This is a genomic window from Sphingopyxis sp. H115 (genome assembly GCF_001468465.1).
GTDB lineage: Bacteria > Pseudomonadota > Alphaproteobacteria > Sphingomonadales > Sphingomonadaceae > Sphingopyxis.
Map to the genome: position 1 here is coordinate 83,165 of NZ_LNSA01000006.1, position 19,881 is coordinate 103,045.

General features: G+C 64.9%; 22 protein-coding genes. 4 read left to right on the forward strand and 18 right to left on the reverse strand.

From position 1 onward, the window contains the following. The first annotated feature begins 17 nt into the window (after positions 1-17). Entirely contained in the window at positions 18-2,180 is a 2,163-nt protein-coding gene (locus ATE71_RS06480; protein WP_082665121.1) for a S9 family peptidase, read from the forward strand. A 16-nt stretch (positions 2,181-2,196) separates the two neighbouring features. Here the strand turns inward: ATE71_RS06480 and ATE71_RS06485 are convergent, their stop codons facing one another. From ATE71_RS06485 to ATE71_RS06515, 7 genes are all read right to left on the reverse strand, one after another. Next, positions 2,197-2,814 (reverse strand): phytanoyl-CoA dioxygenase family protein, encoded by a 618-nt coding sequence (locus ATE71_RS06485; protein ID WP_235587932.1) that lies wholly within the window; start codon positions 2,812-2,814, stop codon positions 2,197-2,199. A gap of 62 nt (positions 2,815-2,876) precedes the next feature. Then, a complete protein-coding gene (locus tag ATE71_RS06490; RefSeq protein ID WP_058802618.1) occupies positions 2,877-3,488 on the reverse strand; it encodes an HAD family hydrolase in 612 nt (203 codons plus the stop codon). A 97-nt stretch (positions 3,489-3,585) separates the two neighbouring features. Then, a complete protein-coding gene (ykgO, locus tag ATE71_RS06495; protein ID WP_003046794.1) occupies positions 3,586-3,711 on the reverse strand; it encodes a type B 50S ribosomal protein L36 in 126 nt (41 codons plus the stop codon). 245 nt (positions 3,712-3,956) lie between these two features. Beyond that, complete coding sequence (gene rpoN / locus ATE71_RS06500; protein ID WP_058802619.1) at positions 3,957-5,414, reverse strand: RNA polymerase factor sigma-54; 1,458 nt, start codon at positions 5,412-5,414, stop codon at positions 3,957-3,959. A gap of 14 nt (positions 5,415-5,428) precedes the next feature. Continuing rightward, entirely contained in the window at positions 5,429-6,244 is an 816-nt protein-coding gene (gene lptB / locus ATE71_RS06505) for an LPS export ABC transporter ATP-binding protein (protein ID WP_058802620.1), read from the reverse strand. A gap of 118 nt (positions 6,245-6,362) precedes the next feature. Further along, positions 6,363-7,745: a phosphoglucomutase/phosphomannomutase PgmG gene (gene pgmG / locus ATE71_RS06510; RefSeq protein ID WP_058802621.1), complete on the reverse strand. Its 1,383-nt coding sequence runs from the start codon at positions 7,743-7,745 to the stop codon at positions 6,363-6,365. A 30-nt stretch (positions 7,746-7,775) separates the two neighbouring features. Then, positions 7,776-8,585: a division plane positioning ATPase MipZ gene (locus tag ATE71_RS06515; protein ID WP_058802622.1), complete on the reverse strand. Its 810-nt coding sequence runs from the start codon at positions 8,583-8,585 to the stop codon at positions 7,776-7,778. 86 nt (positions 8,586-8,671) lie between these two features. Between ATE71_RS06515 and panC the strand changes: the two genes are divergently transcribed. Both panC and ATE71_RS06525 read left to right on the forward strand, forming a co-directional pair. Beyond that, positions 8,672-9,514, forward strand: a complete 843-nt coding sequence (panC, locus tag ATE71_RS06520) for a pantoate--beta-alanine ligase (RefSeq protein ID WP_058802623.1) — start codon at positions 8,672-8,674, stop codon at positions 9,512-9,514. Between the two features lie 136 nt (positions 9,515-9,650). After that, a complete protein-coding gene (locus ATE71_RS06525; protein WP_058802694.1) occupies positions 9,651-9,965 on the forward strand; it encodes a sel1 repeat family protein in 315 nt (104 codons plus the stop codon). A gap of 157 nt (positions 9,966-10,122) precedes the next feature. Here the strand turns inward: ATE71_RS06525 and ATE71_RS06530 are convergent, their stop codons facing one another. The 4 genes from ATE71_RS06530 to ATE71_RS06545 are packed head-to-tail and all read right to left on the reverse strand — an operon-like array spanning position 10,123 to position 12,657. Continuing rightward, a complete protein-coding gene (locus ATE71_RS06530) occupies positions 10,123-11,274 on the reverse strand; it encodes a GNAT family N-acetyltransferase (RefSeq protein ID WP_058802624.1) in 1,152 nt (383 codons plus the stop codon). A 3-nt stretch (positions 11,275-11,277) separates the two neighbouring features. Beyond that, complete coding sequence (locus ATE71_RS06535) at positions 11,278-11,742, reverse strand: RidA family protein (protein WP_058802625.1); 465 nt, start codon at positions 11,740-11,742, stop codon at positions 11,278-11,280. Positions 11,743-11,755: 13 nt separating this feature from the next. Next, the gene (locus tag ATE71_RS06540; protein ID WP_058802626.1) at positions 11,756-12,397 is read right to left on the reverse strand and encodes an HAD family hydrolase; all 642 of its coding nucleotides are present in this window, start codon (positions 12,395-12,397) and stop codon (positions 11,756-11,758) included. Then, positions 12,394-12,657: a DUF3572 family protein gene (locus ATE71_RS06545; RefSeq protein WP_082665114.1), complete on the reverse strand. Its 264-nt coding sequence runs from the start codon at positions 12,655-12,657 to the stop codon at positions 12,394-12,396. The genes ATE71_RS06540 and ATE71_RS06545 overlap by 4 nt, the downstream gene beginning before the upstream one ends. 87 nt (positions 12,658-12,744) lie before the next feature. On the opposite strand from ATE71_RS06545, the gene ATE71_RS06550 reads away from it, so the two are divergent. Next, on the forward strand, positions 12,745-13,107 hold the full coding sequence (locus ATE71_RS06550; RefSeq protein WP_058802627.1) for a response regulator: 363 nt from the start codon (positions 12,745-12,747) through the stop codon (positions 13,105-13,107). A gap of 157 nt (positions 13,108-13,264) precedes the next feature. On the opposite strand, the gene ATE71_RS06555 is transcribed toward ATE71_RS06550, so the two are convergent. The 7 genes from ATE71_RS06555 to ATE71_RS06585 form a co-directional block, all read right to left on the reverse strand. Beyond that, entirely contained in the window at positions 13,265-14,338 is a 1,074-nt protein-coding gene (locus ATE71_RS06555; RefSeq protein WP_058802696.1) for a sigma-54 interaction domain-containing protein, read from the reverse strand. A 181-nt stretch (positions 14,339-14,519) separates the two neighbouring features. After that, on the reverse strand, positions 14,520-15,386 hold the full coding sequence (locus ATE71_RS06560; protein WP_058802628.1) for a flagellar motor protein MotB: 867 nt from the start codon (positions 15,384-15,386) through the stop codon (positions 14,520-14,522). Beyond that, positions 15,386-16,249 carry a flagellar motor stator protein MotA gene (gene motA, locus ATE71_RS06565; RefSeq protein ID WP_058802629.1) on the reverse strand — a complete coding sequence of 288 codons (864 nt, stop codon included), beginning with the start codon at positions 16,247-16,249 and terminating at the stop codon, positions 15,386-15,388. The genes ATE71_RS06560 and motA overlap by 1 nt, the downstream gene beginning before the upstream one ends. Before the next feature lie 102 nt (positions 16,250-16,351). After that, a complete protein-coding gene (locus ATE71_RS06570; protein WP_058802630.1) occupies positions 16,352-17,182 on the reverse strand; it encodes a flagellin in 831 nt (276 codons plus the stop codon). A 15-nt stretch (positions 17,183-17,197) separates the two neighbouring features. Then, positions 17,198-18,523 (reverse strand): flagellar hook-associated protein FlgK, encoded by a 1,326-nt coding sequence (gene flgK / locus ATE71_RS06575; RefSeq protein WP_058802631.1) that lies wholly within the window; start codon positions 18,521-18,523, stop codon positions 17,198-17,200. Continuing rightward, complete coding sequence (locus ATE71_RS06580) at positions 18,520-18,816, reverse strand: rod-binding protein (protein ID WP_082665115.1); 297 nt, start codon at positions 18,814-18,816, stop codon at positions 18,520-18,522. The genes flgK and ATE71_RS06580 overlap by 4 nt, the downstream gene beginning before the upstream one ends. After that, positions 18,813-19,880 carry a flagellar basal body P-ring protein FlgI gene (locus ATE71_RS06585; protein ID WP_235587938.1) on the reverse strand — a complete coding sequence of 356 codons (1,068 nt, stop codon included), beginning with the start codon at positions 19,878-19,880 and terminating at the stop codon, positions 18,813-18,815. The genes ATE71_RS06580 and ATE71_RS06585 overlap by 4 nt, the downstream gene beginning before the upstream one ends. Between the last annotated feature and the right edge of the window lies 1 nt (position 19,881).

The window sequence follows — 19,881 nt, forward strand, 5'->3', positions numbered from 1 at the left end:
TGATGCGCGCTATTTGGATGTTTCTGGCAGCAATTGCCACCCCGCTTGTCGCATCGTCGCCCCTGCTTGCCCCCCCGCTTTTCGCCAAAGAGAAAGACGCCGCATTGACCAGCCCGAACCCCGCCCTGCCCGCCGCCCCCGTCGCGGAGAAGCGTCCGCACGAGATGACGCTGCATGGCAAGACGCTGTCCGACCCCTGGCACTGGCTGAAGGACGAGAGCTATCCGGTGATCGATGACAAGGACGTGCTCGACTATGTGAAAGCCGAAAACGCCTATTTCGACGCAGCGATGAAGCCGCACGCCGCGCTCGTCGAAACTTTGTTTCAGGAGATGAAGGGCCGGATCAAGGAAGCCGATTCGTCGGTACCGCAGAAGGACGGCGACTGGGTCTATTGGGTCGAGTTCGAAGAGGGTGCCGAGTATAAGAAATGGTATCGGCGGCCCGTCGCGGGCGGCGAGCCCGTCCTGATCCTCGACGAAGTCGCGATGGCGGCAGGCAAGGATTATTTCCGCCTCGCCGAAGTGTCGGTTAGCCCGAATGGCAAGCTTATGGCCTATTCATTCGACGATAATGGGTCGGAGCGGTTCGAGGCGCGCATTCGCAATCTCGAAACGGGCGAACTGCTTCCCGACACCATCCCCGGCACCTTGTCGTCGCTCGTCTGGACCTCGGGCAACGACGCGATCCTCTATGGCCTCGCGAACGAGAATTGGCGCACCGACAATGTCAGGCTGCACAAGCTCGGCACCCCGATCGCGCAAGACAAATTGCTCTATAAGGAGCCCGACATCGGTTTCGGCGTCGGGATCGGCAAGACCGCCGCCGACAATTATATCGTGATCGCGACCGGCGATAACGAGACGAGCGAGGTTTACCTGCTCCCCGCCGACAATCCCGAAGCCCCGATGCAACTCGTCTCGGCGCGCCAGAAAGGCCGCGAGTACAGTGTCGACGAGCGCGAGGGCACGCTCTACATCCACACCAACGACGAGCATCCCAATTTCCGCGTCGCAACCGCCGACCTCAAGGCGCCGGGGACCTGGACGACGCTGATCCCCGGGTCGGACGACAATTATCTCACCGGCTTGTCGGTTTTCCGCGACTATTTCGTGCTCGAATCGCGCGAAAAGGGCGTCGATCAGGTCGATATCCGCACATATGACGCGCCGCTGACTCCCGGCCGGGTCAAATTTCCCGAGGCGACCTATGTCGCGGGGCTCGGGGACAATCCCGAATATCATCAGGACAAGCTGCGGCTCGACTATGAATCGATGGTCACCCCCGACACGGTGTTCGATTACGACCTCGCGAAGCGAGAACTCGAAACGCTGAAAGTGCAGGAGATTCCTTCCGGTTATAATCATGACGACTATGTAACCGAATTGGTAAACATGCCTGCGCGCGACGGCACCCAGGTGCCGGTGTCGCTCGTTTACAAAAAGGGCACGCCGCGCGACGGCAGTGCACCGATGCACCTCTATGTCTATGGCTCATACGGCTATCGCGTCCCGCCGGGCTTTTCGACAACGCGTTTGAGCCTCGTCGACCGCGGCATGATCTATGCCATTGCGCATGTCCGCGGCGGCGACGATCTTGGCCGCGCCTGGTATCTCGCGGGCAAGACGACCGAGCGCAAGAATACGTTCAACGATTTCATCGACGTCGCCAAGGGGCTGATCGCGGCGAAATATACGAGCGCGGGCAAGATTTCGATCGAGGGCCGCTCGGCGGGCGGGCAGGTGATGGGCGCGGTCTATAATCAGGCGCCCGAGTTGTGGGGCGCGGTGCTCGCTGGCGTCCCCTTCGTCGACGTGATCAACACCATGGTCGACGAGACGCTGCCGCTGACCCCCGGCGAATGGCCCGAATGGGGCAATCCGATCACCGACAAGGCGGCGTTCGACTATATGTTGAGCTACAGCCCCTATGACAATGTGACGGCAAAGGCCTATCCGCCGATGCTCGTGTCGGCAGGGCTCAACGACCCGCGCGTGACCTATTGGGAACCCGCCAAATGGGTCGCGAAGCTCCGCGCGACGCGCACCAACGACGCGACGCTGCTGCTGCGCACCAACATGGGTGCAGGCCACGCCGGCAAGTCAGGCCGCTGGGGCGCGCTACGCGAGGATGCCGAGGAATTCGCCTTTGTGCTGACGCAGCTGGGGGTGGAGAAATAGGGACGCCAGCTCGGCGTCAGACGCCGAGCCAATCGAGGTCGCCCGGCAGGTCATCGCCCGAAAAATCGATCTGCAGCACGCGTCGGCGTTCCGGACGGGTTGCAGCTTTCGACCTGTGGACGATCGGGGTCGCATAGGCCCATATGTCGCCAGTTTCGGCGAGGCATAGATGCTGCCCGAGCCGTGATACCACTGCGTCGATCTCCACCTCCGGAATGCGACCAAGCTTGTGCGATCCCGGCACTATCATCAGAGGGGCATTGTCCTCGGGCACATCGTCGAGATGGACGCGCAGCGTCACCATGCGCGAAAGGAGGTCGAAGGGCGGCGCGACATGCTGCATGCCGCTTTTGGCCGTCCACGGTCCGTAGCCCGCCATATCGACCCGCTCGCGAACGCAAATGGTACGATCCTGATGCCAGCCCAGCGACCAGTTGGTCTCGGCGGTCTTGTCGAACAGAATTGCGCGAACTGCGCGGCTGTTCGTGCCAATAATCGACGCCGCGATGGCGCCTATCTGTCCCTCGATCCCGAGTAGCGGCCGAAGAGCCTCGATGCCGTGCAGACGAATCCCTGCGCTACGCCGGGGCTGGTCGTCAAAAAGCGCACGCAACTCGCCGATAATGTCGGCCATAGCGCCCGGATATAACCGAGCGCCGTCGAACTCGAGGTCTAGGGCGCGACCATTCATCCGCGTCAATCCACCAGATATCCCCGCGCCACCAGCTCGCGTTCGAGCGTCGGCGCATCGATGAACCGGTGCCCCGCAATCCCGACCGATTCGGCCCCCGCGACATTTGCGGCGACATCGTCGATGAACAGCGCGCCTGCCGGGTCGATGCCGAATCGCTCGATCGCCAGGCGGTAGATCGCAGGGTCGGGTTTCATCAATTTCTCGGTGCCCGAAACGATGATATCGCGGAAACGGTCGAACACCGGCTGGGTCGGGCGAAAGCCTTCCCAGAATTCATGCCCGAAATTGGTGATCGCGAACAGCGGAACCCCCGCGGCGTCGAGCCGTTCGACGAGTTCGAGGCTGCCCGGCATCGGTCCCGGGATCGTCTCGTTGAACCGCGCCGCATAGGCGTCGACCAGGTCGTCATGCCCCGGAAATGCGGCCTTGAGTTCGGGCAGCATGTCGGCGAGCGGGCGCCCGGCATCGTGCTGGAAATGCCATTCGGGGGTGACGACGTGGGTCACGAACCATTCGAGCCGATCCTTGTCGTCGATCAGCTTGGCGAACAGGTGGCGCAGGTCCCAGTCGAACAGGACGCGGCCGACGTCGAAGATCACGCTCCGGCGAATCATGGCTACTCCAGACACGCGAAAGCGCCGCCGGAAGCATCCGACGGCGTTACGCTGACTTCACTGTGCGCGCGGGGCGGCAAGCGCCCCGACAGGGCCATCAGCCCTGGCGCGCCTTGAAGCGGCGGTTGGTCTTGTTGATCACATAGGTGCGGCCACGGCGGCGGATAACGCGGTTATCCCGGTGGCGGTCCTTCAGCGACTTCAGGCTGTTGCGAATCTTCATGGGTCTGTTCCGTAAATCTTGGCGTGTTGACGCGAAGCGGCGCAACTATGGGGAAGGGGCTAAAAAGTCAACTGCCTCCAAGGCAAAAGTCGCCAGATTTCCTAGGATCGGTTGCCATTCGGCTCAGGCCGAGCCGAAAATGGTGGATTCTCGTGACCCGGAGCGCAGCGTACTTTGGTACGTGAGCACCGGAAGCGCGAGAAGCCGCCGTTTGCAGGCCGGCATGGGCCGAATGGCGGCCGATCCTAACCCGCCAGCGCTTTTTGCCGCCGTCGCTGCACCGAGGAGCCATAGCCCATCGCCTCGCGATATTTGACGACGGTACGCCGCGCGATGTCGTGGCCCTCGGCCGACAGCTTCTGCGCGATCGTCTCGTCGGAGAGGATCGCCTTCGCGTCCTCACCTTCGATCATCGCCTTGATCCGGCTCTTCACCGCCTCGGCCGACACCGCGCCATCGCCCTCGGTCGCCGAAATGCCGCTCGAGAAGAAATATTTGAGTTCGAACAATCCGCGCGCGCAGCTGAGATATTTGTTGCTTGTCACGCGGCTGACGGTCGATTCGTGCATGCCGATCGCCTCGGCGACCTGCCGCAGCGTCAGCGGTCGCATATGCGCGACGCCGTTCAGGAAAAACCCCTCCTGTTGCTTCACGATTTCACTCGCGACCTTGACGATCGTGCGTTGGCGCTGGTCGAGCGCGCGAACGAGCCAGTTGGCGCCGGCAAGCTGTTCGGACAGCCACGCCTTGCTCTTCGCCGCCGCCCCCTCGGCCAGCTCGGTGTAATAGCGGCGATTGACGAGCAGCCGCGGTAGCGTGCCGTTGTTGATCTCGACCGCCCAGCCCTTTGCCGTCTGGCGGATATAAAGGTCGGGGACCACCGCCGGCGCACCTTCGCCGCCATATTTCAGGCCCGGCTTGGGGTCGTAACCGCGCAGTTCGCGAATCATGTCGGCGAGATCCTCGTCATCGACGCCGCAGATGCGCTTCAATTGCGGGAAAGCCCCCTTTGCGACGAGATCGAGATGCGCGATCATCGTGGCCATCGCGGGGTCGTAGCGGTCGGCCTCGCGCGCCTGGATCGCGATACATTCCGCAAGGTCGCGCGCGCCGACGCCCGACGGGTCGAAGGTCTGGACGACGCCCAGCACGGCCTCGATCAGCGCGAGCGGAACGCCGAGTTGTGCGGCGAGTTCGGCAAGGTCGGCGCGCAGATACCCCGTCTCGTCGATCAGCGCGACGAGCTGCCCCGCGACGATCGCCTCGGTCCCGCCGAAGCGTTCGCCGACCTGCGCAAGCAGATGGTCGTGCAGCGTGCCTTCATGCTCGGCGAAGCTGTCGAAATCGATATCCTCGCCACCGCCCGACAGGCCGATATTGTCGCTCGCGCTGTCGTGATGAAAGCTGTCGGCGGCGAGATCGACGTCGAGATCGTTCGCCCCCCCGCTCTCGGCGGACAGCGCCTGATCGGTATCGAGCGACGCCGCTTCGGCGGCGGGTGTTTCGCCTGCGGGTTCGTCGCCGAACCCGCCGTCGCCATCGGCGGGCGACGCGTCGAGCAGCGGATTGCCTTCGAGCGCTTCCGCCAGATAGGTTTCGAGTTCGAGGTTCGACAGCGCCAGCAGCTTGATCGCCTGCTGGAGCTGCGGCGTCATCACCAGCGATTGCGACTGGCGGAGATCGAGACGCGGACCGAGAGCCATCGGCGGCTAGTCGATCACAAGGAGAAACCCTCGCCGAGGTAGAGGCGGCGCACCTCGGGATCGGCGACGAGTTCGGCCGGGGAGCCGGCAAGCAGCACCTTGCCGTCGTAGATGATGCAGGCGCGGTCGACGAGGTCGAGCGTCTCGCGCACATTATGGTCGGTGATGAGGACGCCGATGCCGCGCGTCTTCAGATCGGCGACCAAGTCGCGGATGTCGCTGATCGATAAGGGGTCGATGCCCGCAAAGGGCTCGTCGAGCAGGATGATCGACGGGTTGGCGGCCAGCGCGCGCGCGATTTCGGCGCGGCGGCGTTCGCCGCCCGACAGCGCCATCGCCGCGGCGTCGCGCAGCCGCGTGAGGCCGAATTCGTCGAGCAGCTCCTCGAGCCGGCGTTCGCGCGCGATTTTGTCGGGCTCGGCGAGTTCGAGCACCGCCTCGATATTCTGCGCGACTGTCATGCCGCGAAAGATCGAGGTTTCTTGCGGCAGATAGCCGAGACCGAGGATCGAGCGGCGGTACATCGGCAGCGCGGTGATGTCGGCGCCGTCGAGCATGATGCGCCCGGCGTCGGGCTTCACCAGTCCCATGATCGAATAGAAGCAGGTGGTCTTGCCCGCGCCGTTCGGGCCGAGCAGGCCCACGACCTCGCCCTTGCCAACCGACAGCGACACGTCCGACAGCACGACGCGCTTGTCATAGCTTTTGGCGATCGAGATGACCGCGAGCCCGTTGCCCGCCGCCGCGTCCTCGCGGACGTGCGCGCGGTGCTCGGCGACGCCATGGTCGCCCTCGGTCAGCGTGCCAGCGATGGATTCGTCGTCGGTCATAAATCGATCGGTTCCGTTTCTATCCCCCGCGCGGCGTTACCCCAGCGACGCGGCGAAGGTCAATCTGGCAAGATTTTTGCAGGGCGCTTTAAACCCCTCTTTCGAAGAGGCGGGACTGCTAATGTCCCACGCTCTCGCCCCGCACGATCCCCGACAGCGCGAGTTGTTCGTCGATCGCCGCGAGCAGCCGCGCCAGCGCTGCCTCGTCCTTCGCCTCGGCGCGCGCGACAAGCACGTCCTGCGTGTTCGACGCGCGAAGCAGCCACCAGCCGTCGTCGGTCAGCACGCGCGCGCCATCGGTGCGGTCGACCTCGGCCCCCGCAGCGGCGATCCGCTCCAGGACCTCATCCACAATGGCGAATTTGCGGCTCTCGTCGACCTGGAAGCGCAGTTCGGGCGTGTTGACCATCGGCGCCATGCCGCCGCGCAGCTCGGTGACGCTCTGCCCCAGCTTCGTCGCCGCCTCGATCAGCCGCAGCGCGGCATAGGGCGCGTCGTCATAACCGTAATAACGGTCGGCGAAAAAGATATGCCCGCTCATCTCGCCCGCCAGCGGGCTCCCGCTTTCCTTCATCTTCGCCTTGATCAGGCTGTGACCGGTTTTCCACATCAGGGGTTTGCCGCCAAGTTCGGCGACGCGGTCGAACAGCGCCTGGCTCGCCTTCACGTCAGCGATGACGGTCGCGCCCGGCGCATCTTTCAGCACCGCGGCGGCATAGATTTGCAGCAGCTGGTCGCCCCAGATCACCCGGCCTTCGCCGTCGATCGCGCCGATCCGGTCGCCGTCTCCATCGAAAGCGACGCCGAAATCGAGGCTCTTCTCGGCGACCAGCTTGCGGAGATCGGCAAGGTTCTTCTCGTCGGTGGGATCGGGATGGTGGTTCGGGAAATGGCCGTCGATGTCGGTGAAAAGAAGATGATGCTCGCCAGGAAGGCGCGCGGTCAGTTTCTCGATGACGGTCCCGGCGGCACCGTTGCCGGCGTCCCAGCCGATACGGAAGGCGCCGCCGGCGAAACCTTCGACGAGGCGGTCGACATAGGCGTCGATGATATCGATGCTTTCAGCCGCGCCGTCACCGGCGTCCCAGTCCCCGGCGGCGGCCATTTCGCCGATCGCCAGAATATCGGCGCCGAAGAAGGGACGCCCCTGAAACACCATCTTGAAACCATTATAGTCGGGGGGATTGTGGCTGCCGGTTATCTGTATGCCGCCGTCCACTTGCTCCGTTGACGCGGCGTAATAGAGCATCGGTGTCGGTCCGAGCCCGACGTTCAGCGCGTCGATCCCTGCCTCGTTGATCCCGCGGATCAGCGCCTCCGCGAGCATGGGCGACGACAGCCGCCCGTCGTAACCCACGGCAACGCACTTGCCGCCGGCTCGGCCGATCATCGTCGCAAAGCTGCGGCCGATGGCATAGGCGTCGGCATCGGACAGCGTATCGCCGACGATACCGCGAATGTCATATTCGCGAAGCACCGTCGGATGGAAATCATGCGTCATTGTTGATCCTCCTGGGGGGAGAGAGCGAGGTCAGGCGACCGCGAACAGGTCGCCGTCGGGGTGGAGTCGCTCGCGCGCCGGCAGGTTGAGCCCGGCCATCGCCTCACGCAATTCCTGCCGCGCAACGACATGACCGATGCCCATGCCGCCAAGATGCGCCTTGTCGAGCAGCGTAAGGCCGGCCGGAAAAAGTTCGCGATAGATGACGCGTTCGCCGAGCCCCGGGATGACGCGAAAGCCGACGCGGCGCGACAATTGGGTCAGCGCTTCGCCGACGCGGCGCATATTGTGCGCGTCGACATGCTGAAGGCGGTTGCGCAAGATAATCCAGTCGATCGTCCGGCCGTCGGTCTTGGCGCGCGTCTTGCGCGTGTCCCAGATGAGTTCGGAATAGAAACTGGGGCGGACGACCTGGAATGTTTCGGGGTCGACCTGTCCGATCAGGTCGAAATCGATGAAACTGTCGTTGATCGGCGTCACCAGCGTGTCGGCGCTGGTCGCGAGGTGGCGCGCAAAGACGTCGTCGCGGCCGGGCGTATCGGCGATCAAATAGTCGGCATCCTCGGCCAACCGCGCGACCTGTTCGTCGAGTTCGTCGATCGTCGATCCTTCGAACACTTCGAAGCGCGGAGTCGGCAGCGCGATCTCGCGGCGCTTCGCGGTATTCTCGCGATTTTCCAGATAGCGGTGGAAGGTGCGCTGGCGCGGGTCGAGGTCGATCCCCGCAACGCGCCACCCCTGGCTCGCCAGGGCCACAGCGAAGTGCACAGCACAGGTCGATTTCCCCGTCCCCCCTTTTTCATTGGCAAAGATGATGCGGTGCGGTGCGGGGGTCGTCATGAGCGTTGCGATTTTCCTGTTGGCGCGGCATGGGCGGCCGGCGCGCGAAATGATATAGTCGCGCCAATATCGGAGGGCGACCGGGCGTGCAAATCATCCGTGACATCGCGATGCTGCACCGTGCCGTTACGGCACTGAAGCAGGGGGGCAAGAGCGTCGCACTGGTGCCGACGATGGGGGCGCTGCACGACGGCCACCTCTCGCTCGTCCACATGGCGAAGCGCGTCGCCGACCAGGTGATCGTGTCGATTTTCGTCAATCCGACGCAATTCGGCCCCAACGAGGATTTCGCCGCCTATCCGCGCGACGAGGCGCGCGACGCGGCGCTGCTGGCGCAGGAGGCGGTCAGCGTGGTCTGGGCGCCCGATGTCGGCACCATGTATCCCGGCGGCCACAGCACGCATATCGAGGTCGCCGAACTCGGCGCCGATTATTGCGGCGCGGCGCGGCCCGGTCATTTCGACGGCGTCGCGACCGTCGTCGCGAAACTGTTCAACCAGGTTCGCCCCGATGTCGCGATCTTCGGCGAAAAGGATTGGCAGCAGCTTGCCATCATCCGCCGCATGGCGCGCGACCTCGATTTCGCGATCGACATTTTGGGCGCGCCGATCGCGCGCGATGTCGATGGCCTCGCGCTGTCGTCGCGCAACGCCTATCTGTCGGCCGAACAGCGCCGCGCGGCAACCGCCCTTCCCGACGCATTGAAGGCGGCGGCAAAAGCCATCGCGGCGGGCGGCGATATCGGCGAGACGCTGGCGGCGGCCGAGGCGGCGATCGTCCAGGGCGGCTTCGACAGTGTCGATTATGTCGCGCTCGCCGACGCCGACAGCCTCGAAAGGCTGGCCGATTTTCGCGCCCCCGCGCGCTTGCTGGCGGCGGCGCGGATCGGAAAAACGCGGCTGATCGATAATTACCCGGTCGGTCGTTAACGCCAGAAACCCATGATTTCTGGGGATTCCGGTCAGTATCCACAAAAAATCGGATCATCGTTAACGCTTTGTTGACCATAAGCCGCAAATTTGGGGCCCGAGGTCTCCATGTGGGGTGGAGGCAAAGGGGGTTATCATGGCTAACAGTCTGAAGTCTGCCCAATATCTGATCGAAAGCCGTCTGCTCGATGCGGCGCGCGGCGACGCCAATGCCTATTTCGATCTGGGTATCGCATTTTCTACCGGGACCGGCGGTGTCGACGTCGACCTGATCCAGGCGCATAAATGGTTCAATCTCGCGGCGCTCGGCGGCAACAAGGAAGGCCAGCAATGCCGCGCCGACCTGTCCGACGAGATGACCCGCGACGAAATCGCCGAAGCGCAGCGCCAGGCACGCGCCTGGCTCGACGAGACGGCCCGCCGTCCGGCCGCCCGCCGCTTCGCCGCCTGATACAATGCCTTCTTCCCGTTTGTGTCGAGCGTAGCCGAGACGCTATTGGGACGCCCGGTGTTTGGCCTGTCCCGACTTCCACCAAGGGCGGAAGTTTATCCCGAGCGCCCGCCAAGGCAGCCAAGGAGCTCGACACAGATGGGAATTTAAGGGCGGCTCAGCCCTGACGCTTGAAGGGCGTATGCCCTTCAAGCCACTCCATTTCGACTTCTTCGGCCTGCCGTTCCCGCTCCAGGTAATCGGCAACCGCGCGGCGAAAGCCCGGATCGGCGATGAAATGTGCCGACCAGGTCGCCACCGGGCCGTAACCGCGCGCAAGCTTGTGCCCGCCCTGTGCGCCCGCCTCGACGCGCGCCAACCCGCGTTCGATCGCTATGTCGATCGCGCGGTAATAGCAAAGCTCGAAATGCAGGTAGGGGATTTCGGCGAGGCATCCCCAATAGCGGCCATAGAGCGTGTCGGCGCCAAGGAAATGCAGCGCCCCCGCGACCGGCCGCTCGTCGCCGTCATAGGCGATGAGCAGGATGATCCGGTCGGCCATCGCCGTGCCCATCAGGTCGAACGCTTCGCGCGTCAGATAGGGATGCCCCCATTTGCGCGCGCCCGTGTCCTGATAGAAGAGCCACATCGCATCCCAATGTTCGGGCCGGATCGCATCGCCCGTCAGTTCCTCGACCCGCAAGCCTTCGACCGCACGCAGCCGTTCCTTGCGCAACTGCTTACGCTTTTGCGAATTCAGCGTCGCAAGGAAATCGTCGAAACTGCGATAGCCCTTGTTCGCGAAGTGAAACTGGATGTCGCGGCGAACGAGCCAGCCCGCTTCCTCGAACAGCGGCATCTGGTCGGGCGCGACGAAGGTCGCATGCGCCGACGACAGCTGGTTCTGACGGACCACCGCTTCGGCCGCGCGCAGCAGCAACAGCGCTTCGTCCCGGCCCTTCGCCAGCAAGCGCGGCCCCGGCACCGGGGTGAAGGGCGCGGCGATCTGAAGCTTCGGATAATAGTCACCGCCCGCGCGCGCCCAGGCATCGGCCCAGGCGTGGTCGAAGACATATTCGCCCTGGCTGTGCGACTTGAGATAGGCCGGCGCGGCGGCGACAAGCGTCCCGTCCGCATCCTCGATCATCAGCGGTGCCGCCTGCCAGCCGGTGCCCGGCCCGACACTGCCCGAATCTTCGAGCAGCGACAGGAAGGCGTGACCCACGAACGGATTGCCACCGTCGTGCAGGCTGTCCCAAGCCGCCGCGTCGATCGCCGCGACGCCGCTACCGAGCGATATCGTGCGCGCCGGCGGGTCCGCCTCGGCCATGGCTTAAGCCGGGCGCACCGCGACGATCGCGTCGGCCTCGACCGCCGCGCCAAGCGGCAGCACTGCGACCCCGACCGCGGCCCGCGCGTGGCGCCCCGCCTCGCCGAACAGCGTTTCGAACAATTCGGACGCCCCGTTGGCGACCTTTGCCTGATCGGTGAAGCCGGGATCGCTGTTGACGAACACGCCCAGTTTGACGACGCGTTCGACGCGCGACCAGTCGCCGCCCAAGGCCTGCCCGATCTGCGCGACGAGCATCAGCGCAACGCGCTGCGCCGCATCCTGTCCGCCCGCGACGTCCATATCGTCGCCGAGACGACCGGTGACGACCTGCCCGTCGCGAAAGGGCAGTTGACCGCTGACATAAAGCATCCCGCCCTGCTCGACGACGGGCACATAGGCCGCGACCGGCGCGGCGGGCTTGGGGAGGTCAAGGCCGAGTTCGGCGATCTTGGCGGCGATATCCATGGGGAATCCTTTTCTAGGCCGGCTCGGGGGCCGGGGCGGGAATATTTTCGGCAAGGCGCGCCAATATCCAGCGCTGCGCCGCTTTCCAATCGTCGATTCGCGCATGGGCATGTTTCGACGGCGCGATCTTGCCCGCTATGGCGGGCTCGCCGACAAGATGCAGCCGCCATACGTCGGGCGCCGCCTGCGCGACCGATTGGTGATGACCAGCCAAGTCGTCGATGAAGACGGCGACCGATGGCCGATATTCGTCGATCAGGCGGCGCACCGGCTCGCCCTTGCCGCCGCGGCTGCCGATGACCGGCGCGTGGAAATCATGGAGCGCCAGTTGGTCGATCCGCGCCTGCTGATGTTCGGGGCCGACATTGGTCAGGACGACGATATCGGCCTCGGCGCCGATTGCCGCCATCGCCGTCAAAGCACCCATGATCGGATATTGCCGCGTCATTTCGGTGCGGAAGAAACCGTCGAGCAGCGGCCAGACCTCGGCCGCCTCCAACGGTGTGCCGCATTCCTTCCGCTTCAGCGCGTTGGCGAAACTCGCGTCCTCGATGCGGAAGATCACGCCATGTTCGGTGTCGACCCATTCGGCGAAGGGCACGACCATGTGCATCAGCACCTCGTCGCAATCGGTGATGACGAGGGGGCGGTTCATGCATGTGTTCCTTCGAGTCTCTGGGCGGCCGCGGCGATGCCGGCAGGCGGCACCTGCAACGCGTCGGCGCAGGCGACAAGGTCGTTTTCGTGGGCGGTGAGGAAAGCGAGGATCGCAGCGAGCGTCGCCCGCTCGCCGAGCGACGCGCGCAATTCGTCGGGCGCGAGCCCGGTGAGCCCCAGCAACCGCTCGGCGCGCGGTTCGTCGCTCAAAATCCAGCCGAGCGCGTTAAGCGCCAGCGCGGCATCATCCTCAAGCAAGCTAGAGTCCTTCGTCGCGATACAATTGTGTCGTACGGCCGATTCGCCTAAACGGGCCGCGTACGCAAGGTGGGGAACGGAACGCACATGGGCAAGACCATCCTGGTCGTCGAGGATAATGAACTCAACCTGCGTCTGTTCTGCGACCTGTTGAACGCCCATGGCTATAGCGCCCATCCGGTACGCGACGGGCGCGACGCGCTTGCGAAGGCGCGCGAAATCACGCCCGACCTGATCATCATGGATATCCAGTTGCCGCATGTGTCGGGGCTCGAACTGATCGGCCAGATGAAAAACGACCTGGGCTTGCGCGCGGTGCCGATCATGGCGGTCACCGCCTATGCCGGCAAGGGCGACGAGGAACAGATCCGCGCCGCGGGCGCCGAAGCCTATGTGTCGAAGCCGATTTCGGTGATCAAATTTATCGAAAGCGTCGGCGCCTTCGCCTGAACGGGCGGGGCTGACGATGCCAGTCGCGCTTTCCCCGTCAACCGGACCGATCAGATGGGGTACCCGGCCGCCCTAGGTGGGGACGGGCGGCCGGGCGGTGCGGGGGCGGACCAGAGCCCCCTTTTCCAGCTCTCGCTGAAAACTCTATGCGCGGCCGTCAGGCGGCCTGCTGTTGAACGCCATATTTGCGCATCTTTTCGATCAGCGTCGTGCGCTTCAGCGTCAACAGGCGCGCGGCTTCCGAAATAATGCCGTCGGCCAGGTCGAGCGCGACGTGGATCTGTTCGAGTTCGATCGTTTCGATCTCGCGCTTGAGGTCGATCGGACGGCCCGGTGCCGGCGTTTTGCCGTGCGGGGCGGCCGACACGACCGGGGCGGCGGCGAAATCGTCCGCACTGGCGGGCACCGCGGCGGGGCTGCTGGGGACAGCCCGCCGCGGCGCCAGCGCTGCGGTGGGGTTCAAAAGCATGGCGACCTCGTCGATGCCGAGCGTTTCGCCGCCGTGGAGAACGCTGGCGCGCTCCACGAAATTCCGGAGTTCGCGGATGTTGCCCGGCCAACCATGCTGCATCAGCAGCGTCATCGCGCCATCGTCGAAACGGCATTTGGCATCGGCGGGCATCTTGCGCTGAAAGTGACGGATCAGCGCGGGGATGTCCTCGACGCGGCTGGCGAGGCTGGGGACCTGCAACACAACCACGCCGAGCCGGAAGAAAAGGTCTTCGCGGAATTTGCCGTCGGCGATCGCGGCGCCGAGATCCTGGTGCGTGGCCGAAATGACGCGGACGTCGACGGCCTTCACATCGCTGCTGCCGACACGGACGATCGTCCGGTCTTCGAGCACGCGGAGCAGTTTGACCTGCATGTCGAAGCGCATATCGCCGATTTCGTCGAGGAAGATCGTGCCGCCCTCGCTCGCTTCGAAATGGCCGATGCGACGGGCATGGGCGCCGGTGAAGCTGCCCTTTTCATGCCCGAACAATTCGGATTCGATGAGTTCGCCGGGGATCGCGCCGCAGTTGATGGCCGAAAAGGCCTTGCCGGCGCGGGCGCCCTCGTCGTGGATTGCTCGCGCTACCAGTTCCTTGCCCGAGCCCGACGGGCCGCAGAGCATGACCGAAGCGTTCGATCGCGCCACGCGGCGGATCATCTCGCGCAATCGCACCGCTGCATCGCTGCTGCCGATGATCAGCGCTTCGAGCGCTGCGTTTTCATTCTGCCCCACAGTCATTTCGGTCTCCACCGCGCCCCCCGTTCGGCGCCTTTTCGATGAACCCGGAAATTGCCGAAACTGGTAAACAAAAACTTATCGCGACCGACCTAAGCCATTCAAAATAAAAGGTTATTACCAAAGTGGAACTATTAGTGGCGCAATCCCGTCACCCACCATCCGATATGCCGCCAAATTGGCACTAATTGTCCGAAGCCGTGCGCCACCCGAGGGTGATCGAGATGCGCCGATTGCGCGGATCGAATCGGTCGGACGGTACATAGGGCTCGCGATCGGCGACGCCTTCGATGCGCGCAAAGCGGCGCGAAGCGATGCCGCGATACTCGAGATAGTGGCGTGTGACCTCGGCGCGGTCGACCGACAGCCGCCAATTGTTCGTCCCCGATTTCGCCGACCAGGGCGCCGCGTCGGTGTGGCCGCGGATCATCACCTGGTTGCTCACTTCCGCAATCGGCTTCGCGACTTCGCCGAACAGGCGCGCGCCGGCAGGCGTCAGCTGGCTGGTCCCGATTACGAACATCGAGAAATCGGCATCGTCGACAACGTCGATGCGCAGCCCCTCCAGCGTTTCGGTGAAGCGCAGGTTCTCCGCGAGCCGCTTGAGCTCACTCTTGCTGTGGATGCGATCCTTCAGCGACTGGGCGAGCAGACGGAATTTCTTCGACTCGGCATCGCGTTCGCGGCCCGACGCCTCGCGCGGCCCGCCCACCGCATCGCGCGGGATCGTCATGGACCGCGTGCCCGTCTGCGCCGCACCATGCGGGTAGCGGTCGGCCGCCACCAGCGAATCGCCACCGAACAATCCCGTCGAGCCTGCGCTGTCGGTTTTCGTCTGCACGATCGTCGGCGCGAAATAGTCGGCGAGCGCCTTGCGCTGCTTCTCGGTTGTCGCGCCAAGCAGCCACATCAGGAGGAAAAAGGCCATCATCGCGGTGACGAAGTCGGCGTAGGCGACCTTCCACGCACCGCCGTGATGACCGCCATGCGCTTCCTCGACGATCTTCTTGACGATGATCGGGCGCGGCGGCGTGTTGGGACGCGCAGCCATCAGCGACCTCGCATACCATCAAATACTTCGGCGAAGCTTGGCTGGTTGTGATGGTCGACGCCCGAGCGCGCGGCCTCGATCACCAGTGGCTGCGGGTGGCCGTGGAGCGAGGCGACGATCAGCTGCTTCACCGTATGATAGATGGCGGCATCGCTCTCGATCACCGTCTTGGCGCGCGTCGCGAACGGCCCGACAAGGCCGTAGGCGAGCAACACGCCGAGGAAGGTGCCGACAAGCGCCGAACCGATCATCGCGCCGAGAATCTCGGGCGGCTTGTCGATCGAACCCATCGTCTTGACGACGCCGAGCACCGCCGCGACGATCCCGAGCGCGGGGAGCGCGTCGGCAAGGCTCTGGAGCCCCTCGGCGGGTTTCAGCGAATGGTGGCGGTGGTTTTTCAGGGCATTGTCCATGACGTCCTCGACCGCGTGCGGGTCGAGCGTGCCCGACGACACGACGACGAGGCGCAGCGTGTCGCAGATCAGGTGGACGAGCGTGTCGTCCTTGAGCAGCTTGGGATATTGCTGGAATATCGGCGAGCTTTTCGGATCCTCGATATGCGGCTCGACCGCGACGGGCCCCTCGGTGCGCATCATCTTCATCAGCGTCGAGACGAGCAGGATGCAATCGAGATAATCCTGCTTCTTATACTGCGGCCCCTTGAACACCTTGCCGAGCCCGCCGGCGAGCGCCTTCAGGTCGGCTCCCGAATTGCCGATGATCAGCGACCCGATCGCCGCGCCCCCGATGATCAGCATCTCGTGCGGCAGCGCGTGCATGACAGGGCCGAGGTTGCCCCCGGTCAGCGCGAAGCCCCCGAAGACCAGCAGGATCAGAACGACGATGCCGATAACGGGAAACATGTGCGCGAAACTCCATTGGGGACCCGGCTGTCGACACCGGCCCCCGCAAATTCAGGGACGTCATGATGATTAACGGCAGCGGCCCCGCAAGATTGAGGACCGTCAGCTCAAAATATCGAACAAGGTCTGCCGGTTGATCTTGGCGAAGGCCGCCTGCGCCGCCTGCAGCGTCAGATCCTGCGCGTGCAGCTGGGCGATCGCCTCTTCGAGATTGGTATCTTCGACCACCGAGCGCTCGTCCTTAAGCGTGATCCCGCGCGCCGCAAGACCGTCGCCGATGCGGTCAAGCCGCCCGCCCGCCAAGCCGATCTTGGCATGTTCGTCGGCGACGTGGCTGATCGCGGTATCGAGCGCGCCGAGCGATGCGTTCATCCCGGCCTTGTCGTTCGCCGCGACCGCCGCCGCCGCGTCGCGAATGCCGGTCGACAGGCTGTTGCCACCGACGACGAACACGTCGGCTGCCGACGGGACGGGCGCGAAGCTAACATCCGAATCGAAGCGCATCACGCGCGCGGGGCCCGCGGCGAATACAGGCTCGCCGTTCGAATCGCGGGTGGCCGCCAGCGCGTCGAGCTGGTCGGCGATCGTCCCCAGTTCGGCGGCGATGGTCGCGCGGTCGGCCGGGTTCGCGGTATCGCTGGCTGCGGCAAGAGTCAGTTCGCGCGCGCGCGCCATCAGGTCGCTCGCCGACTTCATCACGCCATCGGCCTGCGACACCAGCGCCGAGGCCGAATTGACGTTCGCCGACCAGGCGGTCATGCTCGCCTGCGCGGTGCCGATGGTCGCGATGCGGCGCGCCGCGACCGGATCGTCGGACATGCGGAGAAGTTTCTTGCCGCCCGAGATCTGGATCTGCGTCCGCTCGAGCGCGTCGGCGAGTTTCTGTTGGCGCGCGATTTCGCGCGTCATCCGGTTGCCCACAGCGTTGATCATGATCCGGCCCTTTCCCTAGAGCGAGCTAAGCAGCGTCTGCATCGTTTCACGCGCGACCTGGATCGTGCGCGCGGCGGCCGAATAGGCTTGCTGGAATCGCAGCAATTCGGCCGCCTCGGTGTCGAGATCGACCTGGCTGACCCCGTCGCGCGCGGCCGCCGACGCGTCGGCTCGCGTCGCCGCGGCGGCGTCCTGCGCACGCGCCGACGCCACTGTCTGCGCCTGCGAGGCCATGTGGCTCGACCAGCGTGCCTCGGGGTCGTTCGCCCCGCGCATCGTGCCGAACGCCAACATATTTCCGTTGCTGCCCGACGCGTCCGCAACCGCGACCTGGTCGGGCGTCAGCGCCGTCACGGTCAGGGTCGCTGCGCTGGTGCCTGTGAAGAGCGGCTGGCCCGGATTGCCATTGGCATCGGTCCCGGCCTGGTGCGCGGCATTGAGCTGCGCGGCGAAATCGGTGGCCATCGTGTCGAGCGCGGCGCGCTGGTCGGCGACATGGTTGGCGCCCTCCGCCAGCCCCGCGAGCGAGCCGGTCGAGATGGCGAGCGGCGATCCGCCGATGCTGAACGACAGGCGCCCGTCGGCGGCAGCGGTCACCGAAATCGGGTTCACCACGCCGCCGCCGACGAGCAGGTCGCCCGATCCGGCGGCGCGCAAGGTTACTGCGCCATTGCTATCGAAACTCGCGCTGACGCCCGCCTGCGACGATAATTTGTCGAGCAGCCGGTCGCGCTCGTCGAGCAGGCTTGCCTCGTTGGTCGATCCCGGTCGCGCCTTGCGCAGCCCGATGTTGATCTGTTCGAGTGCGCCCAGGTCGGTGTTGAACGTATCGACTTCGCTCGCGGCGGCACCTTCGATCCCCTCGCCCATCTTGTCGAGCTGGTTCGCCGCGGTGCGGAAGCCCGATGCGATATCATCGGCCGACTGGAGGAACTGCGCGCGCAGCGTCCGGTTCGACGGATCGGCGGTCAGCTGGTCGGCGGTCGTATAGAGGCTGGTGAGGCCGGTCTTGATGCCGTTCGTCTCGTCGCTCAAGGCGCCTTCGACCTTGTCGAGCCAGCTAAGCTTCGCCGCCGCGCGCTCCGAATCGCCCGATGTGATGCGCGAATCCTCGATCAGCCACGCATCGACCGACCGGTCGAGGCCGCGGATATCGACGCCGCCGGGATTCGTGTTGCCACGATAGAAAATCGAGTTGCCGCCACCGACGGCCTCCATCATTTCGAGCCGCCGCCGGGCATAGCCGGGCGTCTGGGCGTTGGCGATATTGTCGCCGATCGTCGAGAGTGCGCGCGAATAGGCCTTGAGGCCGCTGTAGCCGATACCGAGCAGGTCGCTCATTGCATGCCTCCGCCGATGCGGCCGCGAAACTGCCGCTCGACAAGGTCGGCGATGCCGAACTGGCGCATCGCAGCAAGACTGTCGGCGGTGCGCGCGTCGGCCATCTCGCGAAAATTATCGGTGGCGCTCGACCCGAAAATGTCGTCGCCGAGCTTCGCCTGCCGCATCGACGCCATCAGCTGGCGAAGGATCACGGCCTCGAACGCCTCGGCCGCCTTGCGCAGCCCGCCGTCGCCGCCGCCGGCGGCGGCGGGCGTCGGGGAGGCACCGATCGAAGAAATGGAGCTCGTCATATGATCACCAGTTCCGCAGTGAGCGCGCCGGCCTGGCTCAGCGCCTCGAGGATGGCGACGAGGTCGCCGGGAGGAACGCCCATGCGATTGATCGCATCGACGAGTTCGGAAAGCGAAGCAGTCGGCTGCACCAGCATCACCGGGCGATAATCTTCTTCGACGCTGATATCGCTCGACGGTTCGATGGCGGTCTGGCCGCGGCTGAACGGCGCGGGCTGGACGACCGTCGGCGATTCCTTGATCGACACGCTCAGCTTGCCCTGCGTGACCGCCGCCGTGCCGACGCGGACCGCGCCGTTGATGACGACGGTGCCGGTGCGCGCGTTGACGATCACCTTGGCCGGCGGCTCGGCGCGCTGCACGCCCAGATTTTCGATCTGCGACATCAGCCGCATGCGTTCGTCGCCGTTGCCCGCCGCGCGGATCGCGATGCTCGCACCGTCGATCATCGACGCGGTGCCCGGGATCGCCGCGTTGATCGCGTCGGTGACGCGTTTCGCATTGGTCGCGTCGAACTGATGGAGGTTGAAGGTCAGGTAGCTCGCCGAGGCAAAGCCGGTATCGACCGAGCGTTCGACCGTCGCGCCGCCGGCGATCCGGCCGCTCGACGGGACATTGACGGTCAGCTTCGACCCGTCGGCGGCATCGACGCCGAGCCCGCCGATAACCAGATTGCCCTGCACCATCGCATAAATCTGGCCGTCCGCACCATAAAGCGGCGCGAGCACGAGCGTGCCGCCGCGCAAGGATTTCGCCTTGCCCATCGCCGACACGGTGACGTCAAGACGCTGGCCGGGCTTGGCAAAAGGCGGCAGCTCGGCGGTGATCATCACCGCCGCGGCATTTTTCAGCGCCGGGTTCACGCCGGGCGGCAGCGTCAGGCCAAAGCGCGACACCGCGCCCTTCATGCCGAGCGTCGAATAATCGAGGCTGTCGTCGCCGGTCCCCGCGAGACCGACGACGATGCCATAGCCCGTTAATTGGTTGGCGCGCAGGCCCTGGAACTGGCCCATGTCCTTGATACGTTCGGCCTGCGCCGGCGCCGCTAAGGCAAAGCTCGCCATC

Bases quoted from the DNA above. Each gene is read 5' to 3' on its own strand.
- ATE71_RS06540 (WP_058802626.1), bottom strand. From the start codon at position 12,397: ATGAACCGCCCCCTCGTCATCACCGATTGCGACGAGGTGCTGATGCAC.
- ATE71_RS06485 (WP_235587932.1), bottom strand. From the start codon at position 2,814: ATGGCCGACATTATCGGCGAGTTGCGTGCGCTTTTTGACGACCAGCCC.
- ATE71_RS06480 (WP_082665121.1), top strand. From the start codon at position 18: ATGTTTCTGGCAGCAATTGCCACCCCGCTTGTCGCATCGTCGCCCCTG.
- ATE71_RS06570 (WP_058802630.1), bottom strand. From the start codon at position 17,182: ATGATCAACGCTGTGGGCAACCGGATGACGCGCGAAATCGCGCGCCAA.
- ATE71_RS06525 (WP_058802694.1), top strand. From the start codon at position 9,651: ATGGCTAACAGTCTGAAGTCTGCCCAATATCTGATCGAAAGCCGTCTG.
- lptB (WP_058802620.1), bottom strand. From the start codon at position 6,244: ATGACCGACGACGAATCCATCGCTGGCACGCTGACCGAGGGCGACCAT.
- ATE71_RS06580 (WP_082665115.1), bottom strand. From the start codon at position 18,816: ATGACGAGCTCCATTTCTTCGATCGGTGCCTCCCCGACGCCCGCCGCC.
- motA (WP_058802629.1), bottom strand. From the start codon at position 16,249: ATGTTTCCCGTTATCGGCATCGTCGTTCTGATCCTGCTGGTCTTCGGG.
- ATE71_RS06535 (WP_058802625.1), bottom strand. From the start codon at position 11,742: ATGGATATCGCCGCCAAGATCGCCGAACTCGGCCTTGACCTCCCCAAG.
- ATE71_RS06560 (WP_058802628.1), bottom strand. From the start codon at position 15,386: ATGGCTGCGCGTCCCAACACGCCGCCGCGCCCGATCATCGTCAAGAAG.
- flgK (WP_058802631.1), bottom strand. From the start codon at position 18,523: ATGAGCGACCTGCTCGGTATCGGCTACAGCGGCCTCAAGGCCTATTCG.
- pgmG (WP_058802621.1), bottom strand. From the start codon at position 7,745: ATGACGCATGATTTCCATCCGACGGTGCTTCGCGAATATGACATTCGC.
- rpoN (WP_058802619.1), bottom strand. From the start codon at position 5,414: ATGGCTCTCGGTCCGCGTCTCGATCTCCGCCAGTCGCAATCGCTGGTG.
- ykgO (WP_003046794.1), bottom strand. From the start codon at position 3,711: ATGAAGATTCGCAACAGCCTGAAGTCGCTGAAGGACCGCCACCGGGAT.
- ATE71_RS06530 (WP_058802624.1), bottom strand. From the start codon at position 11,274: ATGGCCGAGGCGGACCCGCCGGCGCGCACGATATCGCTCGGTAGCGGC.
- ATE71_RS06585 (WP_235587938.1), bottom strand. From the start codon at position 19,880: ATGGCGAGCTTTGCCTTAGCGGCGCCGGCGCAGGCCGAACGTATCAAG.
- ATE71_RS06490 (WP_058802618.1), bottom strand. From the start codon at position 3,488: ATGATTCGCCGGAGCGTGATCTTCGACGTCGGCCGCGTCCTGTTCGAC.
- ATE71_RS06515 (WP_058802622.1), bottom strand. From the start codon at position 8,585: ATGACGACCCCCGCACCGCACCGCATCATCTTTGCCAATGAAAAAGGG.
- ATE71_RS06555 (WP_058802696.1), bottom strand. From the start codon at position 14,338: ATGACTGTGGGGCAGAATGAAAACGCAGCGCTCGAAGCGCTGATCATC.
- ATE71_RS06550 (WP_058802627.1), top strand. From the start codon at position 12,745: ATGGGCAAGACCATCCTGGTCGTCGAGGATAATGAACTCAACCTGCGT.